Annotated in this window: 21 protein-coding genes and 1 pseudogene; 16 read left to right on the top strand and 6 right to left on the bottom strand. The window is 42.9% G+C overall.

Annotated elements, in window-relative coordinates:
- The first annotated feature begins 11 nt into the window (after positions 1–11).
- Complete coding sequence (locus tag AC0DBE_RS04630; RefSeq protein ID WP_061188141.1) at positions 12–614, top strand: alpha/beta hydrolase; 603 nt, start codon at positions 12–14, stop codon at positions 612–614.
- 43 nt (positions 615–657) lie between these two features.
- On the opposite strand, the gene AC0DBE_RS04635 is transcribed toward AC0DBE_RS04630, so the two are convergent.
- The gene (locus AC0DBE_RS04635; RefSeq protein ID WP_472961225.1) at positions 658–1266 is read right to left on the bottom strand and encodes a nitroreductase family protein; all 609 of its coding nucleotides are present in this window, start codon (positions 1264–1266) and stop codon (positions 658–660) included.
- Positions 1267–1395: 129 nt separating this feature from the next.
- On the opposite strand from AC0DBE_RS04635, the gene yodB reads away from it, so the two are divergent.
- Positions 1396–1734 carry a transcriptional regulator YodB gene (gene yodB / locus AC0DBE_RS04640; protein WP_004399427.1) on the top strand — a complete coding sequence of 113 codons (339 nt, stop codon included), beginning with the start codon at positions 1396–1398 and terminating at the stop codon, positions 1732–1734.
- A 328-nt stretch (positions 1735–2062) separates the two neighbouring features.
- Here the strand turns inward: yodB and AC0DBE_RS04645 are convergent, their stop codons facing one another.
- On the bottom strand, positions 2063–2452 hold the full coding sequence (locus tag AC0DBE_RS04645) for a tautomerase family protein (protein ID WP_061188142.1): 390 nt from the start codon (positions 2450–2452) through the stop codon (positions 2063–2065).
- Positions 2453–2805: 353 nt separating this feature from the next.
- Between AC0DBE_RS04645 and AC0DBE_RS04650 the strand changes: the two are divergent.
- Together AC0DBE_RS04650 and AC0DBE_RS04655 are read left to right on the top strand one after the other, a co-directional pair.
- Positions 2806–4140, top strand: a pseudogene (locus AC0DBE_RS04650) (gluconate:H+ symporter).
- Positions 4141–4225: 85 nt separating this feature from the next.
- Positions 4226–4462 (top strand): hypothetical protein, encoded by a 237-nt coding sequence (locus AC0DBE_RS04655; RefSeq protein WP_014114099.1) that lies wholly within the window; start codon positions 4226–4228, stop codon positions 4460–4462.
- Positions 4463–4494: 32 nt separating this feature from the next.
- On the opposite strand, the gene AC0DBE_RS04660 is transcribed toward AC0DBE_RS04655, so the two are convergent.
- The gene (locus AC0DBE_RS04660) at positions 4495–4956 is read right to left on the bottom strand and encodes an Hsp20/alpha crystallin family protein (protein ID WP_014114098.1); all 462 of its coding nucleotides are present in this window, start codon (positions 4954–4956) and stop codon (positions 4495–4497) included.
- Between the two features lie 98 nt (positions 4957–5054).
- Here AC0DBE_RS04660 and rarD point away from each other — a divergent pair, with 98 nt between their 5' ends.
- The 4 genes from rarD to bshB2 all read left to right on the top strand — a co-directional run bounded on the left by rarD (position 5055) and on the right by bshB2 (position 7336).
- Entirely contained in the window at positions 5055–5951 is an 897-nt protein-coding gene (gene rarD, locus AC0DBE_RS04665; RefSeq protein WP_014114097.1) for an EamA family transporter RarD, read from the top strand.
- A 75-nt stretch (positions 5952–6026) separates the two neighbouring features.
- A complete protein-coding gene (locus AC0DBE_RS04670; RefSeq protein WP_003220095.1) occupies positions 6027–6305 on the top strand; it encodes a hypothetical protein in 279 nt (92 codons plus the stop codon).
- Positions 6302–6652 (top strand): YojF family protein, encoded by a 351-nt coding sequence (locus AC0DBE_RS04675; protein WP_014114096.1) that lies wholly within the window; start codon positions 6302–6304, stop codon positions 6650–6652. Before AC0DBE_RS04670 ends, AC0DBE_RS04675 begins: the two co-directional genes overlap by 4 nt.
- Before the next feature lie 18 nt (positions 6653–6670).
- The gene (gene bshB2, locus AC0DBE_RS04680) at positions 6671–7336 is read left to right on the top strand and encodes a bacillithiol biosynthesis deacetylase BshB2 (RefSeq protein WP_003220099.1); all 666 of its coding nucleotides are present in this window, start codon (positions 6671–6673) and stop codon (positions 7334–7336) included.
- Between the two features lie 25 nt (positions 7337–7361).
- Here bshB2 and rsbRC read toward each other — a convergent pair whose 3' ends face one another.
- Positions 7362–8210 (bottom strand): RsbT co-antagonist RsbRC, encoded by an 849-nt coding sequence (gene rsbRC / locus AC0DBE_RS04685; RefSeq protein ID WP_014114095.1) that lies wholly within the window; start codon positions 8208–8210, stop codon positions 7362–7364.
- A 15-nt stretch (positions 8211–8225) separates the two neighbouring features.
- Positions 8226–9584, bottom strand: a complete 1359-nt coding sequence (locus AC0DBE_RS04690) for an MATE family efflux transporter (protein WP_014114094.1) — start codon at positions 9582–9584, stop codon at positions 8226–8228.
- A gap of 265 nt (positions 9585–9849) precedes the next feature.
- On the opposite strand from AC0DBE_RS04690, the gene cdaS reads away from it, so the two are divergent.
- The 8 genes from cdaS (at position 9850) to odhB (ending at position 21463) form a co-directional block, all read left to right on the top strand.
- A complete protein-coding gene (cdaS, locus tag AC0DBE_RS04695; protein ID WP_072183469.1) occupies positions 9850–10473 on the top strand; it encodes a cyclic di-AMP synthase CdaS in 624 nt (207 codons plus the stop codon).
- Positions 10474–10707: 234 nt separating this feature from the next.
- A complete protein-coding gene (locus AC0DBE_RS04700) occupies positions 10708–11925 on the top strand; it encodes a macrolide family glycosyltransferase (RefSeq protein ID WP_014114093.1) in 1218 nt (405 codons plus the stop codon).
- A gap of 381 nt (positions 11926–12306) precedes the next feature.
- Positions 12307–13542, top strand: a complete 1236-nt coding sequence (gene cwlS, locus AC0DBE_RS04705; protein ID WP_014114092.1) for a D-gamma-glutamyl-meso-diaminopimelic acid endopeptidase CwlS — start codon at positions 12307–12309, stop codon at positions 13540–13542.
- 93 nt (positions 13543–13635) lie between these two features.
- Positions 13636–14226 (top strand): superoxide dismutase family protein, encoded by a 591-nt coding sequence (locus tag AC0DBE_RS04710; RefSeq protein WP_472961231.1) that lies wholly within the window; start codon positions 13636–13638, stop codon positions 14224–14226.
- A gap of 87 nt (positions 14227–14313) precedes the next feature.
- Positions 14314–15204, top strand: coding sequence for an AAA family ATPase (locus AC0DBE_RS04715; RefSeq protein WP_003220117.1), 891 nt, complete (start codon positions 14314–14316; stop codon positions 15202–15204).
- A 10-nt stretch (positions 15205–15214) separates the two neighbouring features.
- Positions 15215–17131, top strand: a complete 1917-nt coding sequence (locus AC0DBE_RS04720; protein ID WP_014114090.1) for a vWA domain-containing protein — start codon at positions 15215–15217, stop codon at positions 17129–17131.
- Between the two features lie 228 nt (positions 17132–17359).
- Positions 17360–20194 (top strand): 2-oxoglutarate dehydrogenase E1 component, encoded by a 2835-nt coding sequence (sucA, locus tag AC0DBE_RS04725; protein ID WP_061188149.1) that lies wholly within the window; start codon positions 17360–17362, stop codon positions 20192–20194.
- 15 nt (positions 20195–20209) lie between these two features.
- Positions 20210–21463 (top strand): 2-oxoglutarate dehydrogenase complex dihydrolipoyllysine-residue succinyltransferase, encoded by a 1254-nt coding sequence (gene odhB, locus AC0DBE_RS04730; protein WP_019714643.1) that lies wholly within the window; start codon positions 20210–20212, stop codon positions 21461–21463.
- Positions 21464–21512: 49 nt separating this feature from the next.
- Here the strand turns inward: odhB and AC0DBE_RS04735 are convergent, their stop codons facing one another.
- Complete coding sequence (locus AC0DBE_RS04735) at positions 21513–22478, bottom strand: bile acid:sodium symporter family transporter (protein ID WP_014114087.1); 966 nt, start codon at positions 22476–22478, stop codon at positions 21513–21515.
- Positions 22479–22671: the final 193 nt, after the last annotated feature.

The raw sequence follows: 22671 nt of genomic DNA on the forward strand, positions 1-22671 counted from the left end.
GGGATTTTACAATGAAGTATATTTATGAAAAAGGGACATCTGACAATGTGCTTTTGCTGTTACATGGCACTGGCGGAAATGAACACGATCTGCTTTCATTAGGACGGTTTATAGACCCTCATGCCCATTTGCTTGGTGTTAGAGGATCGGTGCTTGAAAATGGAATGCCGCGATTTTTCAAACGCCTGAGTGAAGGTGTCTTTGATGAAAAGGATCTCGTGGAGCGCACAAGGGAATTGAAAAATTTTATCGATGAGGCTGCAGAAACGCATCAATTTGACCGCGGCCGAGTGATTGCGGTCGGTTATTCAAACGGCGCAAATATTGCGGCAAGCCTTCTTTTCCATTATAAAGATGTTTTAAAAGGGGCTATTCTGCATCATCCGATGGTTCCGATTCGCGGTATCAAGCTACCTGATATGACTGGACTCCCTGTTTTTATCGGTGCCGGGAAATACGACCCTCTCTGCACGAAGGAAGAATCAGAAGAGCTTCACCGCTATTTACGTGACAGCGGGGCATCAGCCTCCGTTTACTGGCAGGATGGGGGCCATCAGCTGACTCAGCATGAAGCTGAACAGGCTCGTGAATGGTACAAAGATGCGATTGTTTAAAAAAACCTTAGTCCGTAATTCGGACTAAGGTTTTTTCATATCCTTACAGCCAAGTTGACACTTTTGAAAGCGGTAAGCGATTGCTTTGATGAGCAGGTTTCACTGCTTTTCCGATTGAAATAAGCATAACCGGTACATAGCGCTCACTGATATCAAATTGCTTTTGGAACTGCTCTTTGTTAAATCCGCCGATTGCGCAAGTGTCATAACCTTTTGCTTTTGCGGCAATCATAAGCTGCATAGCTGCTAAAGAAGCATTTAAGAAAGCGGAATCACGTGCGAATTGCTCGCTTTGGTAGGCACCGTTGATTTGGCCGAGCAATGTTTGTTTGATTTCATCTGTAATATAGCCTTGGCTTGCTAATTCAGCGTAAACTTCTTCACCGTTTTCATTTGCTTTTAAATCGCCTAAAATGGCAACAACAGCAGAAGACTCAACGATTTGTTTTTGATTATACGCTATAGGAAGAAGCGTTGCTTTTGATTCATCGCTGTGAAATACAGTGAAATGCCAATGCTGAAGGTTCCAAGCTGAAGGCGCTTTAACGGCAAGGTCCAATAGCTCGGTAAGCTCCTCTGTAGAGATCGGGGCATTTGTATCATATTCCTTTACAGATGCACGTGCTTTCAAAACATCCAGAGTATTCGTCATAGTGTTTCCTCCTTCGGATAAACGTGGTATGATAATAGAAAAGTTAGAAGCTTACTAAATGTAACTTGAAAGATTATTGTAATGGATCATTGAATACATGTCAATCAATAGATGAAGGGATGAGGACTTGTGGGAAATACAATGTGCCCTAAAATGGAATCCGCTTTCTCATTGTTGGGAAAACGATGGAACGGTCTGATCATCCATGTGCTTATGGATGGGCCGAAACGGTTTAAAGAGATAACGGAAACAATTCCGATGATCAGCCAAAAAATGCTCGCAGAGCGCCTTAAGGAGCTTGAACAAAACGAGATCGTCGAACGGCAGGTTCTCCCTGAAACGCCGGTCAAAGTCATCTACACGCTGACTGAAAAAGGAACAGCGCTTCAAGCTGTATTCCAAGAGATGCAGGCATGGGCCGACCAATTTTGCGAGCCCGGTGACACAGTGTGCGAAGAAGAGAAATAAGGAAAGGGCTCGGGGAACGAGCCTTTGTTTCAATGATAAAGTCATGTAAGGGGTGGTTCATACCGTTTACATGACTTTTTATATTTGTCAGAATGAATTCTGAAATTTTATATTTAAACCCGGTCAGCTTCCATTGGAATTACATTGGCATCGAAACTGGATGTAAAAAAGGAGATCTAGGCTCTATCCACCAAATTTGGATCACTCCGTTATACCTCGTCTTGCTGGCTGTTTTCGTTCTGATGATTTCCGCTTTTGTCAAAAAGAAATGAGAGAATAAAAGAGAGAGCCTCTGCTGAAGCTCTCTCTTTTACTATGTTTCATTATTTTATAGTTTTCCATTCAAAAATTGCGCCTCACCGAGTCCGAAACTCCAGTCTGCGTCACCATTCTCGGTAATGGAAACCATTAGGTCTTCTGGGGAAATACCGCATTCTGCTTCTAGCTTTTCAGCCAGCAGGGCATACAATTTTTCCTTTTGGCTTTCTGTTCTTGTTTTGCTTGTCATACTGATGATGACTAGATCTTTGCTTCTTTGAAACCCTAATCCTGTATCCTGGATAATAAGCTCATTTTCAGGATGCTGATGGACAATTTGATAACGGTCTCTTTCCGGAACACCAAACGCTTCGACCATTGCTTGGTGGGCTGTATCTAATAATAATTGCAGTGATTTTTCGTCACGGCCTTCAATTAAATCAAAACGTAATAATGGCATGTGAATTCCTCCTCTTGTGAAGTTGTAATCCGTTTGTTTTCACATTGTGATTTGCTTTCAGACAATAAATAGATTTAGATTGGCTGCTTACTTGATAAAAAACATAACACATAACCAAAAGTTAATCAACATATAACTAAAAATATTTAGACAGGCGATAGGTAATCGAGAAAAACTCATAAAACAATTGACAGTCCTAGATTAGGAGATTAGTATGAATATACTAGTTAACCAAAATATTACAATTATATAACCAAGACGTTTTTTTAGTTGTTGGCGAAAGCGTTTTCTTTTTAAAGTGCCGAAACATTGTCATGATATTCATTTTAAAACACATTTGGTGGAGGGGTACCATGCCGATTTTAATTGTTGCTGTCGGAGTGCTGATTCTGTTATTTCTCATTATTAAAGTAAAATGAAATACCTTTGTCTCACTTATTGTTGTTTCTTTTTTAGTAGCCATCGGACTTGGGATGGATATCAATAAAATTGTTCTTTCAATTGAAGCGGGAATCGGCGGGCAGCTGGGGCATTTAGCTTTAGTGTTTGGACTTGGCGCGATGCTCGGGAGGCTTGTCTCAGACGCTGGGGGCGGCTATCGGATTGCCATTACGCTGATTGACAAATTCGGGAGGAAACGAATACAGGCGGCGGTGGTTATTGCCTCGTTTATCATCGGCATTGCCTTGTTTTTTGAAGTCGGTCTTGTACTGTTGATTCCGATTGTGTATGCAATTGCAAAAGAATTAAAAATGCCTTTTCTCTATCTGGGAATCCCGATGGCAGCCGCCTTAAATGTTACCCACGGATTTTTGCCTCCGCACCCTGCGCCAACTGCCATCTCAGTTGCATACGGCGCCCATATTGGCCAGGTGCTGCTTTTGGGAATCATCATCGCTGTTCCGACGACTGTCATCGCCGGGCCTTTATTCAATAAATTTGCGATGAAGCGATTTCCCGGTGCGTATCAAAAACGCGGAAACTTATCAGCATTAGGGCCGCGGAAAGAATTTCAGCTGGATGAAACACCAGGCTTTTTAATCAGTGTTGCCACTTCTTTATTTCCGGTTATCTTTATGGCGATTGCGACTGTTTTTTCTTTATTATTGAAAGAACATTCAAAAGAAAAAGATATCATAGAATTTATCGGTACACCGGGAACGGCAATGCTTATTTCGCTTATACTTGCGCTCTATACGATGGGATATGCGCGTAAAATATCTATGAAGGAGATCAGCAAATCATTATCGGAATCAATTTCACAAATCGCGATGATGCTGCTCATCATAGGTGGGGGAGGGGCGTTTAAACAGGTGCTGATTGACGGCGGGGTCGGTGATTATGTTGCTGATCTTTTCAGTCAAACAAATATGTCGCCGCTGCTCGTTGCATGGATCATTGCTGCGGTTCTGCGCCTGTGTTTGGGCTCTGCTACCGTGGCTGCGCTTACCACTGCGGGAATGGCAGCTCCGCTTATGCAGGCGGGCAGTGTAAACCCGGCATTAATGGTACTGGCAACCGGAGCGGGAAGTGTCATCGCTTGTCATGTAAATGATGCAGGATTTTGGATGGTAAAGGAATTTTTCGGCTTGAGCATGAAAGAAACATTTCAAACTTGGACGCTGCTTACAACAGTTCTCTCAGTAACCGGGCTCGGCTGTGTGTTATTGGCAGGGCTTGTGATGTAACACCCATAGATTCAGTTCATAGCCCAATCGTTTTTCTTCCTTGTTGAATACCTTATGTATAGGCAGTCATAAAGGAGGAAAAATCATGTACCCTCACCATTCGTATTATCGCGGGAACCCAGATCCAGTCGGATACCCGGCGCGTAATCCTTTCTTGTTTGGAGCTCCTTTAGTTGGTGGTTTATTAGGTGGTTTTCTCGGGAGTGCGCTGTTTAACTATCCTCGTCCCTATGCTTATCCGCCTGGTCCTTACGGATACGGAGGCGCACCGTACGGTTTTGGTGCCGGCGCGCCATACGGGGGTTACCCCGGCTTCTATTAATAAAAACGGCCTGCATCGGTGCAGGCCGTTTTTTATCGGATGATTTCTACCTCGGACATATTGTAGTCTTGCTGCTTCTGAAACATGACTTCCAGAAGGCCATCCTTATAGACGGCTTTTGTTCCTTTGCGTTTGACTAAACAAGGAAGGTTTACTTTTTTTGGATGCTCTGAACTAGGAAAGTTTTCTAACAATAATTCGTGAGATGTGTGTTTGATTCTCACCTGTTCCAGTAGGCCTTCGCTGATTGGCACCTTTACAAACACATGGTCTGCTGTTTCGAATATATCAATATCAGGTTTGGCATCCGGTTTGGCGGGCTGTTCTTTTTTTGGGAGGGGATCGCGGAAAGGAAATTGAGCTGCATAATCACTGCCGAACACACTTTCCATCACACGATTTACATATGTTTCAACTTCTTTTGGATCTGCTTTTTTTAATGCTTCCTTGGAAAATTGATTGTGGAAAGGAAAGTACTTGTTCCATTCAAACATCGTCGTCACACCCTTTCTTCATGGACAAAATAGTATATGCCCGGCAGATCTTTCACGTGATATAATATAAGATGCTCTAAAGAAAGGCAGGGATTTACATGCAATATTCAGAAACAAAAAAAGGCGTTCTTTATACAGCCGTTTCCTTTATCATGTGGGGGCTGTTTCCGCTCTATTGGAAGCTTCTCGAACAGCTGCCAGCTCTTGATATTTTGGCTCACCGTATTATATGGTCTTTTGTTTTTATGTGTATCGTGCTTTTTTTCTTGCGGCAATGGAAAACAGGGTGGCAGGAGCTGCGCTCTTTGAAAAAAAACGGAGGCATCCTTTCTTTATTTCTCGCTTCTATCCTGATTTCGATTAACTGGTTTGTATACATATGGGCTGTCAACCATGGGTTTTTGCTTGAGGCTAGTCTTGGCTATTACATTAACCCGCTTGTGTCAGTGCTCCTTGGAATTTTATTTTTAAAGGAAAAACTGAATCGCCTGCAACTGGTGGCGGTTTCGATTGCTGCGGCCGGCGTCATCATCTCAGCGTTCCAGTACGGCTCCATTCCGTATGTTGCGCTTCTGCTCGCATTCAGCTTCGGTCTGTACGGGTTAAGCAAAAAAAGAACAAGTCTGCCGAGCGCCATCGGTTTAACGCTGGAAACATTCATGATTATGCCGATTGCATTGGGGTATTTGCTGCTAAGCGGCCATGTTCAGCCAGCTGGTGCAGAAAGCGGGGGCACGTGGATGCTTCTCTTTTTTGCTGGTGTGTTTACTGCTTTGCCGCTATTATTGTTTGCGGAAGGGGCGAAACGGCTGCCGCTGTATCAAGTCGGAATCTTGCAATATATTGCACCGACCATTACCTTGCTGATCGGGCTGTTTGTTTACCATGAGCCATTTTCAAGCTCGAAGGCTTTTACATTCAGCTGTATATGGGCTGCGCTGCTGTTGTTTACGTTTTCACAAGTAAAGTGGAAACGGGCGTCAAAAAGCCATTGAGGCCTTTGGCTTTTCAGCTGAAGCATATATTATGTATAATCATTTCATGTATGTAAGACATAAAGGAGCAAGACGATGGACAATGATAAAGAGATAGTGAAAGCCTACGCTTCACTTTGGAACAACAGATCTCTCACTAGTGATGACGCAGAAGCGGTAGCAGAGGCGATTGATCTTGAGCTCTTGGATAAACGAACACATCCGAGACTCCGGAAACCGATGCTGGAAAAATATTTTGCCGCGATTCAGCGCATTGTGAATTCACAGCTCGAACCGGCTGTGAAATATCAGCTGGTCAAATTACATACAGAACGTGCAGAGCATTTAAAAGAAGAAAGAGGGGAGCAATCATGAAAGCAATCATAAAGGAAGATGTGCAAGCATCTTTAGAACGATATGCGGACCGCCCTGTATATATCCATTTGGAAACCACAACCGGTTCTTATTCAGCGCACTTAAATGAAAAAAACATGACGGTTGTTGCATATATCCGCAATGCAAAAGTCACCTATCATCAGGCAAAAATCAAAGGAAGCGGACCTTACCGTGTTGGCTTAAAAACAGAAGAAGGCTGGATTTATGCTGAAGGCTTGACTGAATACACGATAGATGAAGATAACCGTTTATTAATGGCGGGACACCTGCCGGGCGGTAAACTGGCTATTTCTCTACAAATCAGTGAAAAACCGTTCACAGTTTAAAGAAAAGGGTGAAAAATAATGAAAGAACACGTACTTGTAATCCTGCCTCACCCTGATGACGAATCATACGGAGTGGCAGGCCTGATCGCCTTAAACAGAAAAAAAGACATACCCGTTACGTACGCCTGTGCCACTTTAGGTGAAATGGGCAGAAATATGGGCGATCCATTTTTCGCAAATCGGGAAACATTGCCGCTGCTAAGAAAACAAGAGCTCATTAACGCTTGCAAAGAAATGGATATCAATGATCTTCGGATGCTGGGGCTCCGTGACAAAACGCTCGAATTTGAAGACGATGAGTATTTAGCTGATATCATGGAAGAGATCATAGATGATGTAAAACCAAGTTTAATTGTCACATTTTATCCTGGACACGGTGTGCACCCCGACCATGATGCATGCGGGGAAGCGGTTATTCGTGCATTGTACCGCAAAAAGAAAGAAGACCGTCCGCGCACGCTCTGCATGGCTATTACACGCAACAGAGAAGAGGTTCTTGGCGAAGCTGATGTCGTACTCGATATCAAAGAAGTAGCTGATATTAAGATGAATGCGTTAAGAGCTCACCGCACTCAAACAGAAGGCATGCTCAGAGAGCTTGAAGAAAAATTGAAAAACAATGAACCTGTTATGGCAACATGGTTTGAAGAAGAAGTATATTGGACGTATCAATGGAATGATTAATCAAAAAGGTATAAGGCCTTAAGCCTTATACCTTTTTTAATTTTAAGTCAGATGCAATCGCCGAAGCGAGGGTGGATCTCAAGGAAATATCTTCGAAAGACAAGCCTAGCTGAACCGCGGTTTGCGCGATTTCCGGGCGGATTCCCGACAATGTGGATGAAACGCCGATTAAACGGAGCGCTTCAATCAGACTGAACAGCTGGTGGGCAACCATTGTATCAATAACAGCTACTCCTGACAAATCAATATACAGCTGTGTCACCTTTTTCTCCGCACATTGATGCAGGGTGTTTTCCATAATAAGTTTGGCGCGTACTGTATCAATATCTCCGATTAAAGGCAACAGTCCGACGCTGTGAAACAGCACAATAACCGGTGCGCTTAATTCAGTAATCATATCTTTTTGAGCCTGAAGCTGAAGGCTTGTGTTTTTGTACATTTCTTCTATAAAAATATGAATCACAAGATCGAACGCTTTTATAAGGGAGTGATACAAATCTTCGGCTTCTTCGCCTTTCACAGTGTCCTGATTGTGATGGACAAATTCTTTCAAATAGGAAACATATAAATCTCTCACTCTAACAAACTCCCGGATAATATAGTGGATAGGAGTCTTTAAATGCTCTTGATCCTGTGTCACTTCAAAAGCCCATTCTTTCAGTATAGGCAGGTATACCTCCTCATCATCTATAAAAATACGGTTTATCTTATAGTTGAAGGCGAGATTCTGGCTCTTTAAATTGTGAATGACAGCAGTGTCTGTTGATGCATAAATGGAATTCGGATCAGTCTCCTCGATTGTTTCGTACCATGTTGAACTGATCGTCTCCGCATGCTGAGAAAGATATTCGTATAATTTCTTATTTTTTGCCATGATTGATCACCTCTTTTAAATGTATTGTTTTTGCGAATAACGTTTTTGCAGTTTAGCCAGCCTGAAAAACAGTCCAACTGCTCCTGCGGCGAGTCCTGTAATTAATCCGATCCAATAGCCAAACGCGCCGAGGCTTGTAAACGTACCGACCGCATAACCGACCGGAAGGCCAATGACCCAATAAGAGACAAATGCGGCCGCAAGCGTATAGTTCACATCTTTGTACCCTCGGAGCGCTCCCTGGATCGGTGCTGCAACAGCATCAGAAAGCTGAAAAAACAGGGCATAAATTAAAAAGTGCTGTGTCAGCAGGAGCACATCGGGGTCAGAAGTGTACATGCCGGCAATTTGCTCTCTGAATAAAAGGATACAGGCTGCTGTCAACAAAGAAAAACCGATCGCCATCATGATGCCGATCAAGCTATATGAGCGCGCATCCTTAAAACGGGCTGCACCGGCTTCAAAACCGACAACAATTGTTAATGCCATGGACACGCTGAGCGGCAGCATATATAAAAGTGAAGCAAAGTTCATGGCTGCCTGGTGGGACGCGATAGTCACTGTATTAAAATGGCTCATCAGAAGCGTGACAGCTGCGAAAATGCTCGTTTCAAAAAACACGGCGAACCCAATAGGCAGCCCGATTTTGAGCATATTTTTGCATGCTTTCCAAGAGAATTTATACATTGTAAGGAAAATCCCGTATTCGGAAAACGGTGCGGATTTATGAATAATGAAAAAACTGATGATGCAGATACACCAATATGTAAGCGCGGACGCTAGCCCGGCGCCGACGCCGCCAAGTGCCGGCATTCCGAATTTCCCGAAAATGAATACGTAATTCAATACAAAATTGATCGGAAGAGAACTGAGTGTAATCATCATTGTGACTCTCGTTTTCCCTAATGAATCAATGAATGATCTCAAAACAGTGTAAACAAATAAAGGGAAAATTCCGAGCGATAAAAAGCCTAAAAAGTGTTTGGCAATCTGATGGACATGAGTTTCAAGATTTAATCGGCCAAGAATAAGGTCAACTACAGCATATCCAATCGCTAAAACGGCGATGCTAAGAAGCGCGGCCACGTATACAGCTTGTAAAACAGTAAAGGGAATTTGCTGTTTTTTTTCAGCGCCTAAAAACTGGGCGACAATCGGGGTGACTGCCATTAATATACCTGCAAGTCCTGTATAAACAGGTGTCCAAAGGCTTGAGCCAATAGCGACACCAGCTAAATCAGCGGGGCTGACTTTCCCTGACATCACCGTATCTAAAAAGGTCATAAGAGAAAGCCCCGCCTGGGTAATTAATATCGGAATTAAAATGTGCAAAAGCTGTTTGATCTTTTGACGGGCGTTTCGAGTTTCTTTCATACATTGATCTCCGTTTCTTTTTCATAACGAGAGAAATTATAACATTTTATGTATAAAAAGCAATGAACGCCGGACCTATTCTTTTTTTGTCGGTTTCGTTTTTCTAAACATTTGGGCATAAATAAAAGAAAGCGAAATCACGCCTAAAAAGGTGCAAACATACTGAATGATTCTTTCGATTTCCATTCTTTACATCCCTCCTTTACCAATAGAATGTGCATCAATAAGATTAGCATGCGTGAAAAGTTGGAAATTTGAAAAGGAGATGAGGTCTATGCGTTATGAACAGATATCAGAAAATGCATTTAAGGGAAAAATACAAGTGTATTTAGAGCAAATATTAGGTGATGCGTCGCTAATCTTGAAAACGCTACACGAAAAAGACCAGTGCCTTCTTTGTGAATTAGATGAATTGGGCCACATTTTTCAGGACATGCAGGGCATCGCATCATCCTTTTATTTGCAAACATACATTGAGCAATTTACACCGGCATTTATCGAACTGGCCAAGGCGATTAAAGCCCTATCGGAGCATAAGCATGGTGCTTTAATTGTGATTGAAAGAGCGGACCCTGTTGAGCATTTTATTCAAAAAGGAACCTCCCTGCATGCGGAGATCAGCGCATCATTAATTGAAAGCATCTTTTTCCCCGGAAATCCTCTACATGACGGCGCTTTATTGGTGAGGGAAAATAAACTTGTCTCAGCAGCCAATGTCCTCCCGCTGACAACAAAGGAAGTGGATGTCCATTTGGGAACAAGGCATCGCGCGGCTCTTGGTATGTCGGGGTATACGGATGCGCTTGTGCTCGTTGTTTCAGAGGAGACAGGGAAGATGTCGTTTGCCAAAGATGGTGTATTATATCCGTTAATTTCGCCAAGAACGTAAAAATAAATAAAAGGGCCTGATTAGGAATCCTATCATGAGACAAAATGACTGAATTCGGGTCTTTTTTAAAGCATTCACTTTAAGCTGAATGCTTTTTGTCTTGAAAGCAGGAAATATAAACCGGTAGAAAAGTTACATTACGTTAATATTAATTAAGTTAAATACTTTACCTGATTTTGTATTTGTAGTACCGTATAAAATATTACATAAATTTTAAAGGAAGGGTGCTGCCGCATGGCTAATGTATTAATGATCGGTTTTCCCGGTGAAGGGCATATTAATCCGTCTATCGGTGTAATGAAGGAGCTGAAATCACGGGGAGAACATATTACTTACTACGCAGTGAAGGAATACAAAGAAAAAATTGCAGCTCTTGATATTGGGTTTCGTGAGTATCATGATTTTCGAGAAGACTACTTCGGAAAAAACGCAACAGGAGATGAAGAAAGAGATTTCACAGAAATGATCTGCGCCTTTTTGAAAGGCTGTAAGGATATTGCGACTCATATATATGATGAAGTCAAACATGAATCGTATGATTATGTCATATATGATCACCATTTACTGGCCGGTAAAATCATTGCCAACTTGCTGAAGCTGCCGAGATTTTCATTGTGTACTACCTTTGCAATGAATGAGGAATTTCTAAAGGAAATGATGGGTTCTTACATGAAAGGGTCAATTGAAGAATCGCCTCATTATGAATCATACCAGCAGCTTGTAGAAACATTAAATGCTGATTTTCAAACAGAGATCAAGAAGCCTTTTGACGTTTTTTCTTCAGATGGGGACTTGACAATTGTCTTCACATCAAGGGAATTTCAGCCAATGGCTGAGCAATTCGGCGATCGATATGTATTTGTCGGCCCTTCCATTACAGAAAGAGCCGGGAACAATGATTTCCCATTTGATCAGATTGACAATGAAAACGTGCTGTTTATTTCAATGGGGACCATTTTTAACAATCAAAAACAGTTTTTTAATCAATGTCTCGAGGTATGTAAAGACTTTGATGGTAAAGTTGTGCTTTCCATAGGCAAACATATTAAAGCAAATGAGTTAAACGACATTCCGGAGAATTTCATTGTACGCCCGTATGTCCCTCAGCTTGAGATCCTGAAAAGAGCCAGTTTATTTGTAACACACGGGGGAATGAACAGCACAAGTGAAGGTTTGTATTTTGAAACCCCGCTGGTAGTCATTCCGATGGGAGCTGACCAATTTGCTGTAGGAAATCAAGTGGAAAAAATAGGCGCAGGAAAAGTGCTGAAAAAAGAACAATTATCTGAAAGCCTTCTGAAAGAAACGATTCAAGAAGTGATGAACAATCCTGTGTATGCTAAAAAGGCGAAAGACATTGGACAATCATTGAAAGCGGCAGGCGGCTCTAAAAAAGCGGCCGACAGCATTCTAGAAGTTGTGAAACTCAAAACTCAATCAGCCAACGCATAATATAAATGCCTGTTCTTATCAAAAGAACAGGCATTTTGGCATTTTCGTAAGAAAGCAGAGGAAGGGATTTGACACATCGATAGAGAATTGATTAGAAAAACAGACAAGAAAGGAGGAAAATCTGCTCCATTCATCAATAGAAAACCATCATTTTTACCCCCGCTTAATTAGTTCCTTAGACTTTCGAAAAACATATGCAGCTTATGTAAAATGTTAGGTGTTTATTTGAAGATTTAAAGGTCGAAAGATGCTGAAATCGCAGCCAAATGTTTGAAAAGGATGTAACTTGCTGAAAAAGTGACGATAAAACTGATGTGTGCCATTTTTGGAAACAAAATACTAACTGTTTTTGTGCTATAAACAGTTTAGGAGGTTGAATGAATGAAAAAAAAGATTGTAGCCGGCTTGGCTGTTTCCGCAGTTGTCGGGTCATCGATGGCCGCAGCCCCCGTGGAAGCAAAAACGATAAAAGTAAAAAGCGGTGACTCTCTTTGGAAGCTTTCCCGTCAATATGATACGACAATATCAGCTTTGAAATCCGAAAACAAATTGAAATCAACAGTGCTTTATGTCGGACAAAGCCTTAAAATTCCTGAAAGCAGCAAAAAAAACACGACATCCTCATCAAGCTCAAGCAAAACATCAACATACACAGTTGCATATGGTGATTCGCTATGGATGATTGCTAAAAATCATAAAATGAGTGTTTCTGAGCTTAAAAGCTTAAACAGCCTGACCAGCGACCTGATTCGTCCCGGGCAAAAGCTTAAGATCAAAGGGACAAGCAGTTCAAGCGGCTCAAACGGATCGAAGAAAAACAGCGGTTCCAATTCTTCAGGCTCTTCGAAAAGTACATATACGGTTAAGCTTGGTGACTCACTGTGGAAAATCGCAAACAGCTTAAATATGACTGTAGCTGAATTGAAAACCTTAAATGGCTTAACATCAGATACCCTTTACCCTAAGCAGGTACTCAAAATAAAAGGGAACAGTTCACCTAAGAGCGGAAACAGCGGTTCCAAGAAGCCGTCAAACTCCAATTCCTCAAAAACAACTACATATAGGGTAAAAGCAGGCGATTCGCTGTGGAAAATCGCGAATCAGCTCGGAGTCACTGTGCAAAGTATCCGCGATAAAAACAATTTGTCATCTGATGTCTTGCAAATTGGACAGGTTCTGACCATCTCGGGAACAACAAAGTCTAACAATTCAAATCAAACAAAGCCAAAAGACAACTCAGGATCAAACATTCAAATAGGTTCGAAGATTGACAGAATGATAACAGAAGCGAAAAAATATGTCGGGGTGCCATACCGCTGGGGTGGAAACACGCCTGCAGGTTTTGATTGCAGCGGCTTCATTTATTACCTCATTAATAATGTATCATCGATATCGAGATTGAGTACGGCAGGATATTGGAATGTCATGCAAAAAGTCAGCCAGCCGTCAGTCGGAGACTTTGTCTTCTTTACCACATATAAATCTGGCCCGTCTCACATGGGGATTTATCTAGGCGGCGGAGACTTTATTCATGCAAGCTCATCAGGCGTCGACATTTCCAATCTCAGCAATTCATATTGGAAACAGCGCTACTTGGGCGCAAGAAGCTATTTTTAAAAATGAGTATGACAAAAAGCCTTTTTATAGGCTTTTTTGTTTATATCAGAAAATGATTGACCACACTGTTAGAAAAAACAAGGGGGAGACAGTATGTACCGTCTCTTGCTGTTGATGATGGTGACGGCACTGGGAGTTGCGGGATGCGGACAAAAAAAACCTCATGACCCTCCTAAGCGGGTACCGGAAAAAGAAGTGATTGAAACGTCAGCGTTTGGTCATCATGTCCAGCTGGTTAATCGTGAAGGCAAAGCAGTCGGTTTTATAGAAATCAAAGAATCAGAAGACGAAGGACTCGACATTCATATTTCCGCAAACAGCCTGCGCCCCGGCGCTTCTCTCGGTTTTCATATCCATGAGAAAGGTTCATGTGTCAGGCCGGATTTTGAATCAGCGGGAGGCCACTTTAATCCGCTGAACAAAGAACACGGCTTCAATAATCCGATGGGACATCATGCCGGAGATCTGCCGAACCTTGAAGTCGGTGCTGATGGAAAAGTAGATGTCATTATGAATGCGCCGGACACCTCACTGAAAAAAGGAAGTAAACTAAATTTTCTCGACCAGGACGGAAGTGCGTTTATTATTCATGAGCATGCCGACGATTATTTGACAAATCCAAGCGGCAATTCAGGTGCGCGTATCGTCTGCGGAGCCCTTTCCGGCAATAACGAGAAGCAGTAATATCATCCAAGCCCTTTTGTATTGAGCATACAGGGGCTTTTTTAGTATACTCGTTAATGGAATACGAATAGGAAAGGGAACCTGTCTATGACAACTCAATTACAGCACTTAACATTGCCGGAAGATATACAACAAAAGCTATTATCATATAAAGATCAGCCGATTTCCCCAGAGTTTCAGTCGCTCATCGGGACATCAGGCTATGAGGCGGACGATGAAGCGATTTTATTCGACGCCATTATCGCATTAGCCATGGGAAAAAATGTCCTGCTGAAAGGGCCTACAGGCTCAGGAAAAACAAAGCTGGCAGAAACATTGTCCAGCTATTTTCATAAACCGATGCACAGTGTCAACTGTTCAGTTGACTTGGACGCAGAAGCCTTGGTCGGCTACAAAACGATTGAAAATCAATCTGGCCAGGCGACGATCGAGTTTGTTTCAGGGCCTGTCACAAAAGCCATGAAAGAAGGCCATTTTCTTTATATAGATGAAATCAATATGGCAAAGCCGGAAACACTGCCCATTTTAAACGGCGTATTAGATTACAGAAAAATGATGACAAATCCGTTTACAGGCGAGGTCATTCGGGCTAAAGAAGGCTTCGGAGTCATTGCAGCCATCAATGAAGGCTATGTCGGTACTGTTCCGCTGAATGAAGCATTGAAAAACCGTTTTGTCATCATTGATGTGCCTTATATTAAAGGCGAGCTGCTGAAACAAGTTCTCATGTCTCAGTCAGCCCTGCAAGATGAGAAATTGATTGACCGGTTTATCACGCTTTCCTCTGACCTGATCGTTCAGGCCAATAACGGACAGGTGTCTGAAGAAGCGGCATCCATTAGAGCGTTAATTGATACATGTGATTTAGCCGCTTATATTCCGCCGCGTCGTGCCATTGAGCGGGGAATTGTAGAGAAGCTTGATGATGACCGGGAAAAGGCGGCCGTTCGAAATATCGCAGAAACTCTGTTTGAATGAGGGAGCTGCGATGAAATTTATCAAATTTAACGACAGCACAATAGATTCGTTTTTATTTATGATGCTCACTGATTTGGCCAAAACACTCACCAAGAGTGAAGCGGTAGAAGTGGAATATGGCGTTCAGTCCTATTACAATCCATTTGAAAAGAAAATCTATATGAGCCACTTTTGGAAAGACAGGGCAGCGGAGGACATGGAAGCGGGTCTGAAAAGCGACGTCTACCTGCGTTCGGTCGGAACGAGATATAGCTCGCTGCACGAGTTTGCAAACTTTTTGAATGATATCCATCAGCATCTTACGTTCAAAAGCTTTGCCAAGCAGCTGTTTATGCTGCTTGAGGACATCAGGATTGAGGAATGTATCAAACACGAGCGCCCCGGTACGAAACATGTATTTGCGAAGCGAAAAGACATGTACAGAAAACATTTCTCCACCCAGCTGACTTTAAATTTAGAGCGAAGCATTTTTACGGATGCCCTCTTTTGCGCGATCTATGTCAAGCTAACAACGGAATCGCCGCTCGAGACCCTTCCGTCTATGCGTGAAGATATCGATCTGATGCGCCCGTTTATTGAGCAGCAGCTCCTGCGCGTGTATGAAGCAGATTCGACACGGCAGGTTCTTAAAATTGTTGAAGACCTTATGGACGGACTTGAAGAGGTGCTTGATAAAGACATGTTGAACACCTACTTCTTTTTGCCTGAGCTTGACTACGCAAAAGCTGCAGAACAACCGTTATTTGAAGAAGAGAAAAAAGCGCCGAAGCTGAGTGATGACATCACGCTTCCAAAAAAATCAGACGGTGATGAGGATATCCATGAAGAAGAAATGCCGACATGGCACAGGGAAACAGAAGCACCGTCTAAAAGCTTCCTTCAATTTGATATTGAACACGGAGCAAAATCAGATTTAGGAAAAGACGCTTCAAGGGAAGGCGACGATGGAGATCAAGCCCTTGGCTCTGTCCAAGGATCAGCCAGACAAACAAAACGGAAAGACTATTCCAAGCTGGAAGCGATGGAGTCCCAAAAAGACCAGCCGAACGGTGCGGGTATGGCTGACGGCAAAGAAAATAAATACGCATTTCCGATTTATAAAGAACCGCAGCCGGCAACGAGTGAAGAAGTGCTTTCTTATAAACAGCAGGCAAAAACGATTGAATCGTATCAAAAGCGTTTAAAACAAATGATTCAAAAAACGCTGGAGCATAAAAAAACATTGCCTAGAACAGACCTTCATGCCGGACGGCTGAACAATAAGCTTCTTCGTTACTTCACTGAGCGAAATCCGCGTCTTTTCTACAAAAAACAAGAACCATCATCAGAAATTGACGCGGTTTTTACATTGCTGGTCGATTGTTCTGCCAGCATGTTCGACAAAATGGATGAAACAAAGCGGGGAATCGTGCTGTTTCACGAAGCGTTGAAATCGGTAGCGGTTCCGCATCAGATTGTCGGCTTTTGGGAGGACACAAACGATGCGACCGAAACAAGCCAGCCAAACTATTTCAATACGGTTATTCCCTTCCAATCATCATTAAGACAAGAGGCTGGACCGGCAATTATGCAGCTTGAGCCTGAGGAAGATAACCGTGACGGCTATGCGATCCGGCAGATGACGAAAAAAATGCTGCAGCGCAGCGAAGCACAAAAGTTCTTGATCGTTTTTTCAGATGGAGAGCCGGCCGCGTTTGGCTATGAACAAAACGGGATTGTTGATACAAGTGAAGCGGTTATTGAAGCCCGAAAGAGAGGAATAGAAGTGATAAATGTTTTTCTCTCCAACTCAGAAATAGAAGAATCGCAAATGAAGACCATTCAGGATATGTACGGAAAATTCAGTATATTTGTCCCGGATGTTGATCAGCTCCCGGATGTTCTGTATCCGCTGCTGAAAAAACTGCTCCATAAAAGCATAGGATAGTCCTTTATCCTATGCTTTTTGGCGTTTCTTTTTTCAAATGATTAAATTTTTTGTTTTTTATAAAGGTTTTTTACTATTTTGTGAACAATCAAGGTAGAATCAAATTGCAAACAGTGGTAAAATATCGTTGGAAGCGTTTTTATTACATAATTTTGGACACAGCGTTCGAAAGTTATTTTAAGATAGTGAATCATTCACTTGATTATCTAAGTTGGGGGTAATATTCAAATGTTTCAAAATAGTATGAAACAACGAATGAATTGGGAAGATTTTTACGGTCCGAACCTCGGCTATGCGCTGGAGCTTTACGATCAGTATACCCAGGATCCGAACAGCATTGATCCGGATCTAAAGGAAATGTTCGACGAGCTCGGTGCTCCGCCAAGCGATATAAAAGAGGCCTCGGGAACAAAAGAAAAGGGACGTGTTACAGCCGATCTGATACAAAAGATCGCATCCGCAGTCAGACTTGCAGAAGATATCCGAACCTATGGCCATTTAAACGCTTCCGTCAATCCGCTCAGAAAGGATGGGAAAAAGAGCGAACTCTTTCCACTATCCGATTACGGGCTAACTGAAGAAGAAATAAAAGCAATACCTGCGTCAGTGATTTGCAAAGACGCTCCTAAAAACATTACGAACGGTTTAGAAGCCATTCAGTATTTACGAAATACGTATAAAAGAACCATCTCATTTGAATTTGACCATGTGCATGACTTCAAAGAGCGCGAGTGGCTGACAAAGATGATTGAATCCGGCGAGCTGTTCCAGAAGAACTCATCTGAAAAGCTGTCGGCTGTTCTGGAAAGACTGACAGAAGTAGAGGGCTTCGAGCAGTTTTTGCACCGCACATTCGTTGGACAGAAGCGCTTTTCCATCGAGGGGCTGGACGCACTTGTTCCAGTGCTTGATGACATTATTGCACAATCTGTCAAATCTGGCACGACGAGTGTCAACATCGGGATGGCACACAGGGGGCGCCTGAATGTCTTGGCACACGTGCTCGGCAAACCGTATGAAATTATTTTCTCCGAATTCCAGCATGCGCCGAACAAAGATCTTGTCCCGTCTGAGGGATCAATCGGAATCAGCTACGGATGGACAGGGGATGTCAAATACCATCTGGGGGCGAATCGGGAGCTTCAAGACGCTGAAACAAAATCAGCGCGCATTACGTTAGCAAACAACCCGAGCCACTTGGAATTTATCAATCCGATTGTTGAAGGCAGCACGAGAGCGGCACAGGAAACGAGAACACAAAGCGGATACCCGGTGCAGGATGAAACAAAATCGCTTGCCATTTTAATTCATGGAGACGCTGCATTCCCTGGGGAAGGAATCGTCGCTGAAACATTGAATTTAAGTTCTTTAAAAGGGTATCAAGTAGGCGGTGCGATTCATATTATCGCCAATAACATGATCGGATTTACAACAGAAAGCGCTGAATCAAGATCGACAAACTATGCCAGTGACCTGGCGAAGGGCTATGAAATTCCGATTGTTCACGTAAATGCGGATGATCCTGAAGCCTGTCTTTCAGCTGTTAAGTTTGCGGTCGAATACAGAAAAACATTTAACAAGGACTTTCTGATTGACTTGATCGGGTACAGACGCTACGGACACAACGAAATGGATGAGCCGTCTACTACTCAGCCGATGCTGTATGAGGCTGTCAGAAAGCATCCGACCGTCAAACAAATTTTCGCTGAAAAGCTCGTAAATGAAGGCGTGCTTACCGAAGAAGTTGTTCAAAACATCGAAAAATCGGTAACGAAGCGCATTGAGGATGCTTATCAGAAAGTGCCGGCTAAAAAGGAACATACCGCCTGTGAAATTGAACTTCCAGAGCCTGTTTCAAACGGTTTCCCTGATGTGGACACATCCATTGATTTTGATGTGCTCCGTAAGCTGAATGGCGAATTAATCAACTGGCCGGAGTCATTTAACGTTTTCGGCAAGCTTAAGCGTATTTTAGAAAGACGCGCCAAGGCATTCGATGACGATAGAAAAGTGGAATGGTCTTTGGCTGAATCACTTGCGTTTGCTTCTATTTTGAAAGACGGAACACCGATTCGTTTAACTGGACAGGATTCCGAGCGCGGAACGTTTGCCCAAAGAAACCTTGTGCTTCATGACAGTGAGACGGGCGAAGAATTTGTGCCGCTGCATCACTTATCTGACTGTGACACATCTTTCGCTGTTCATAACAGCCCGCTGTCTGAAGGATCGGTTCTCGGCTTTGAATACGGCTATAACGTGCATTCACCGGAAACGCTTGTCATGTGGGAGGCGCAGTACGGAGATTTTGCCAACGCTGCTCAAGTGTATTTTGACCAATTCATTTCTGCCGGACGCGCCAAATGGGGCCAAAAATCCGGATTAGTCATGCTTCTTCCGCACGGTTACGAGGGACAGGGGCCCGAGCACTCAAGCGGAAGAATCGAGCGGTTCCTGCAGCTTGCCGCGGAAAACAACTGGACGGTTGCCAACCTGACAAGCGCTGCACAATATTTTCATATTTTAAGAAGACAGGCCAAAATGCTGCTTCGTGAAGAAATCAGGCCGCTCGTCATTATGACGCCGAAGAGCCTTCTTCGTAATCCGAATACGGTTTCGGAAGTGCAGGAGCTCAGCGAAAGCCGCTTCCAGCCTGTATACGAACAGTCCGGACTTTCTCATGACTATGAAAAAGTAACCAGACTTGTATTATCCAGCGGTAAAGTGTCCATTGACATCAGCGACCATTTCAATAAGCTAGAAGACGGTAAAGAGTGGCTTCATATTGCGAGAATTGAACAGCTGTATCCATTCCCGGCAAAAGGAGTCAAAGAATTATTTGCAAAACTTCCGAACCTGAAAGAAATCGTTTGGGTACAGGAAGAGCCGCAGAACATGGGGGCCTGGAGTTATATCAGCCCATATTTGACAGAGATTGCACCACAGGGAGTAAGCGTTCAATATATTGGACGAAGAAGACGATCCAGCCCTGCAGAGGGAGATCCGACAGTTCATAAAAAAGAACAGGAACGTATTGTATCTGATAGCTTGACTCGCAAAAACTAAGGGGGAAATGAAAAAATGGCGGAAATTAAGGTACCTGAATTAGCAGAATCAATCTCAGAAGGAACAATAGCCCAATGGTTGAAGCAGCCTGGTGATTATGTAGAACAGGGTGAATATCTGCTTGAACTAGAAACGGACAAAGTAAATGTTGAATTGACAGCAGAAGAATCGGGTGTACTTCAAGAGGTATTGAAAGATTCGGGTGATACCGTCCAAGTTGGAGAAATTATCGGTACGATTTCAGAAGGCGCGGGTGAAAGTTCTGCCCCTGCACCTTCAGAGAAAGCTGAAAGCAAAGATAGCGAGAAAGAAGAGAAGCAGGCTGAACCAGCTGCAAAAGAGGTTAGCGAGGAAGCGCAAGCCGAAGCAAAATCAAGAACGATCGCTTCTCCTTCAGCCCGTAAGCTGGCAAGAGAGAAAGGAATTGACCTGTCTCAGGTTCCAACGGGAGATCCATTAGGAAGAGTGCGCAAGCAGGATGTCGAAGCGTACGAAAAACCAGCGTCAAAACCGGCTCCTCAGAAACAACAGCAGCCTCAGGCTCAAAAAACACAGCAAAGCTTCGACAAACCTGTCGAAGTGCAAAAAATGTCACGCCGCAGACAAACGATTGCAAAACGCCTTGTAGAGGTACAGCAAACATCAGCGATGCTGACTACATTTAATGAAGTAGACATGACGGCTGTCATGAACCTTAGAAAACGCCGCAAAGATCAATTCTTTGAGCAAAACGAAGTGAAGCTCGGCTTTATGTCTTTCTTTACGAAAGCGGTCGTTGCTGCATTGAAGAAATATCCGCTGCTGAATGCGGAAATTCAAGGCGATGAGCTGATCGTTAAGAAGTTCTATGATATCGGGATTGCTGTTGCAGCTGATGAAGGCCTTGTCGTTCCGGTTGTACGGGATGCGGACCGTCTGACATTTGCAGGAATTGAAAAAGAAATCGGCGAACTTGCGAAAAAAGCAAGAAACAATAAATTGACCCTTAGCGAGCTTCAGGGCGGTTCCTTCACTATTACAAACGGAGGGACTTTCGGTTCACTGATGTCGACTCCGATTTTAAACAGCCCTCAAGTCGGTATACTGGGCATGCATAAGATTCAACTGCGCCCTGTAGCAATTGATGAAGAGCGTTTTGAAAACCGTCCGATGATGTATATCGCTTTATCTTATGATCACCGGATTGTAGACGGTAAAGAAGCGGTTGGTTTCCTAGTGACAATCAAAAATTTACTGGAAGATCCTGAACAGCTTTTATTAGAGGGATAATAAAAAAAGGTACATCACGATAAAGTGATGTACCTTTTTTGATGCGTATTTAAAGAGACAGATTGCTGCTGTTGGCTGCTGTTTGTTTCTTTTTCGCTTTTTTTGACCAGTATGTTGCAAGCATGGAACCCGAAAGGTTATGCCATACACTGAATATCGCGCTGGGTACGGCAGATAGCGGTGAGAAATGAGCCGTAGCGAGTGCAGCACCGAGTCCTGAATTTTGCATGCCGACTTCGATTGCAATTGCTTTTTGAGACGGATAATCCATTTTTAAAAGCTTTGCACAAAGAAATCCAAGCAAATAACCGATACCGTTATGCAGGATGACAATAGAAAAAATGAGGAATCCTGATTGAAGCAGATTTTCCCGATTGCCGCTGACGACAGCTGAGACAATCGCAACGATGCCAATGACAGAAACAAGCGGAAGGGCATGTACGGCTTTTGCCACTTGTTTTCTGAAAAACATTTTAACGATCACGCCTGCAATGATCGGAAATAAAACAGCCTGTAAGATTGAAATAAATAAAGCCCCTGGCGAGACAGGAAGCCATTCCTTGGCAAACAGCATAATCAAAATCGGTGTTAAAACAGGCGCCAACAAGGTAGAAATTGTTGTAACAGCAACAGAAAGGGCCGTATTTCCTTTTGCTAAAAATGTCATGACATTAGAGGCTGTGCCGCCAGGACAGCAGCCGACAAGAATAACACCCACTGCGATTTCAGCTGGAAGGTGCAGCCCAAATGCGAGGCCGAAAGCAACGAGCGGCATGATAGTATACTGAACAATTACCCCGATAATGACATGCCAAGGTTTTCTGATCAGCTCTTTGAAATCATCGGCTTGCAGTGTAAGACCCATTCCAAACATGATAATGCCAAGAAAAATCGTAATATAAGAACTGATCCATGTAAAAAAAGACGGGAAAGTAAATCCCAGCACGGCAAAAACAATGACCCATATGCCAAAGGTTTGTCCCGCGAAATGACTTATTTTTCTAATGATGTCCATAAAAACACTCCTTACACATTTATCAAGAACTTCAGCAGAAATTCTCACAGATTTTAAAGCATTCTCTTATTATAATTAATTTTCTGAATAATTCAATATTAATAGATGGATTGGTTTTAAATAGAAAACAATAATTACATTATGTAAACTAATTAAAATGTTCTTGACTATATAGGAAGATATTCTTACAATG

Source organism: Bacillus sp. VA15, assembly GCF_055721145.1.

Coding starts and splice junctions, on each gene's coding strand:
- AC0DBE_RS04630 (WP_061188141.1), top strand. CDS start 12: ATGAAGTATATTTATGAAAAAGGGACATCTGACAATGTGCTTTTGCTG.
- AC0DBE_RS04635 (WP_472961225.1), bottom strand. CDS start 1,266: ATGACGAATACTCTGGATGTTTTGAAAGCACGTGCATCTGTAAAGGAA.
- AC0DBE_RS04645 (WP_061188142.1), bottom strand. CDS start 2,452: ATGCCATTATTACGTTTTGATTTAATTGAAGGCCGTGACGAAAAATCA.
- AC0DBE_RS04655 (WP_014114099.1), top strand. CDS start 4,226: ATGTACCCTCACCATTCGTATTATCGCGGGAACCCAGATCCAGTCGGA.
- AC0DBE_RS04660 (WP_014114098.1), bottom strand. CDS start 4,956: ATGTTTGAATGGAACAAGTACTTTCCTTTCCACAATCAATTTTCCAAG.
- rarD (WP_014114097.1), top strand. CDS start 5,055: ATGCAATATTCAGAAACAAAAAAAGGCGTTCTTTATACAGCCGTTTCC.
- AC0DBE_RS04670 (WP_003220095.1), top strand. CDS start 6,027: ATGGACAATGATAAAGAGATAGTGAAAGCCTACGCTTCACTTTGGAAC.
- AC0DBE_RS04675 (WP_014114096.1), top strand. CDS start 6,302: ATGAAAGCAATCATAAAGGAAGATGTGCAAGCATCTTTAGAACGATAT.
- bshB2 (WP_003220099.1), top strand. CDS start 6,671: ATGAAAGAACACGTACTTGTAATCCTGCCTCACCCTGATGACGAATCA.
- rsbRC (WP_014114095.1), bottom strand. CDS start 8,210: ATGGCAAAAAATAAGAAATTATACGAATATCTTTCTCAGCATGCGGAG.
- AC0DBE_RS04690 (WP_014114094.1), bottom strand. CDS start 9,584: ATGAAAGAAACTCGAAACGCCCGTCAAAAGATCAAACAGCTTTTGCAC.
- cdaS (WP_072183469.1), top strand. CDS start 9,850: ATGAGGTCTATGCGTTATGAACAGATATCAGAAAATGCATTTAAGGGA.
- AC0DBE_RS04700 (WP_014114093.1), top strand. CDS start 10,708: ATGGCTAATGTATTAATGATCGGTTTTCCCGGTGAAGGGCATATTAAT.
- cwlS (WP_014114092.1), top strand. CDS start 12,307: ATGAAAAAAAAGATTGTAGCCGGCTTGGCTGTTTCCGCAGTTGTCGGG.
- AC0DBE_RS04710 (WP_472961231.1), top strand. CDS start 13,636: ATGTACCGTCTCTTGCTGTTGATGATGGTGACGGCACTGGGAGTTGCG.
- AC0DBE_RS04715 (WP_003220117.1), top strand. CDS start 14,314: ATGACAACTCAATTACAGCACTTAACATTGCCGGAAGATATACAACAA.
- AC0DBE_RS04720 (WP_014114090.1), top strand. CDS start 15,215: ATGAAATTTATCAAATTTAACGACAGCACAATAGATTCGTTTTTATTT.
- sucA (WP_061188149.1), top strand. CDS start 17,360: ATGTTTCAAAATAGTATGAAACAACGAATGAATTGGGAAGATTTTTAC.
- odhB (WP_019714643.1), top strand. CDS start 20,210: ATGGCGGAAATTAAGGTACCTGAATTAGCAGAATCAATCTCAGAAGGA.
- AC0DBE_RS04735 (WP_014114087.1), bottom strand. CDS start 22,478: ATGGACATCATTAGAAAAATAAGTCATTTCGCGGGACAAACCTTTGGC.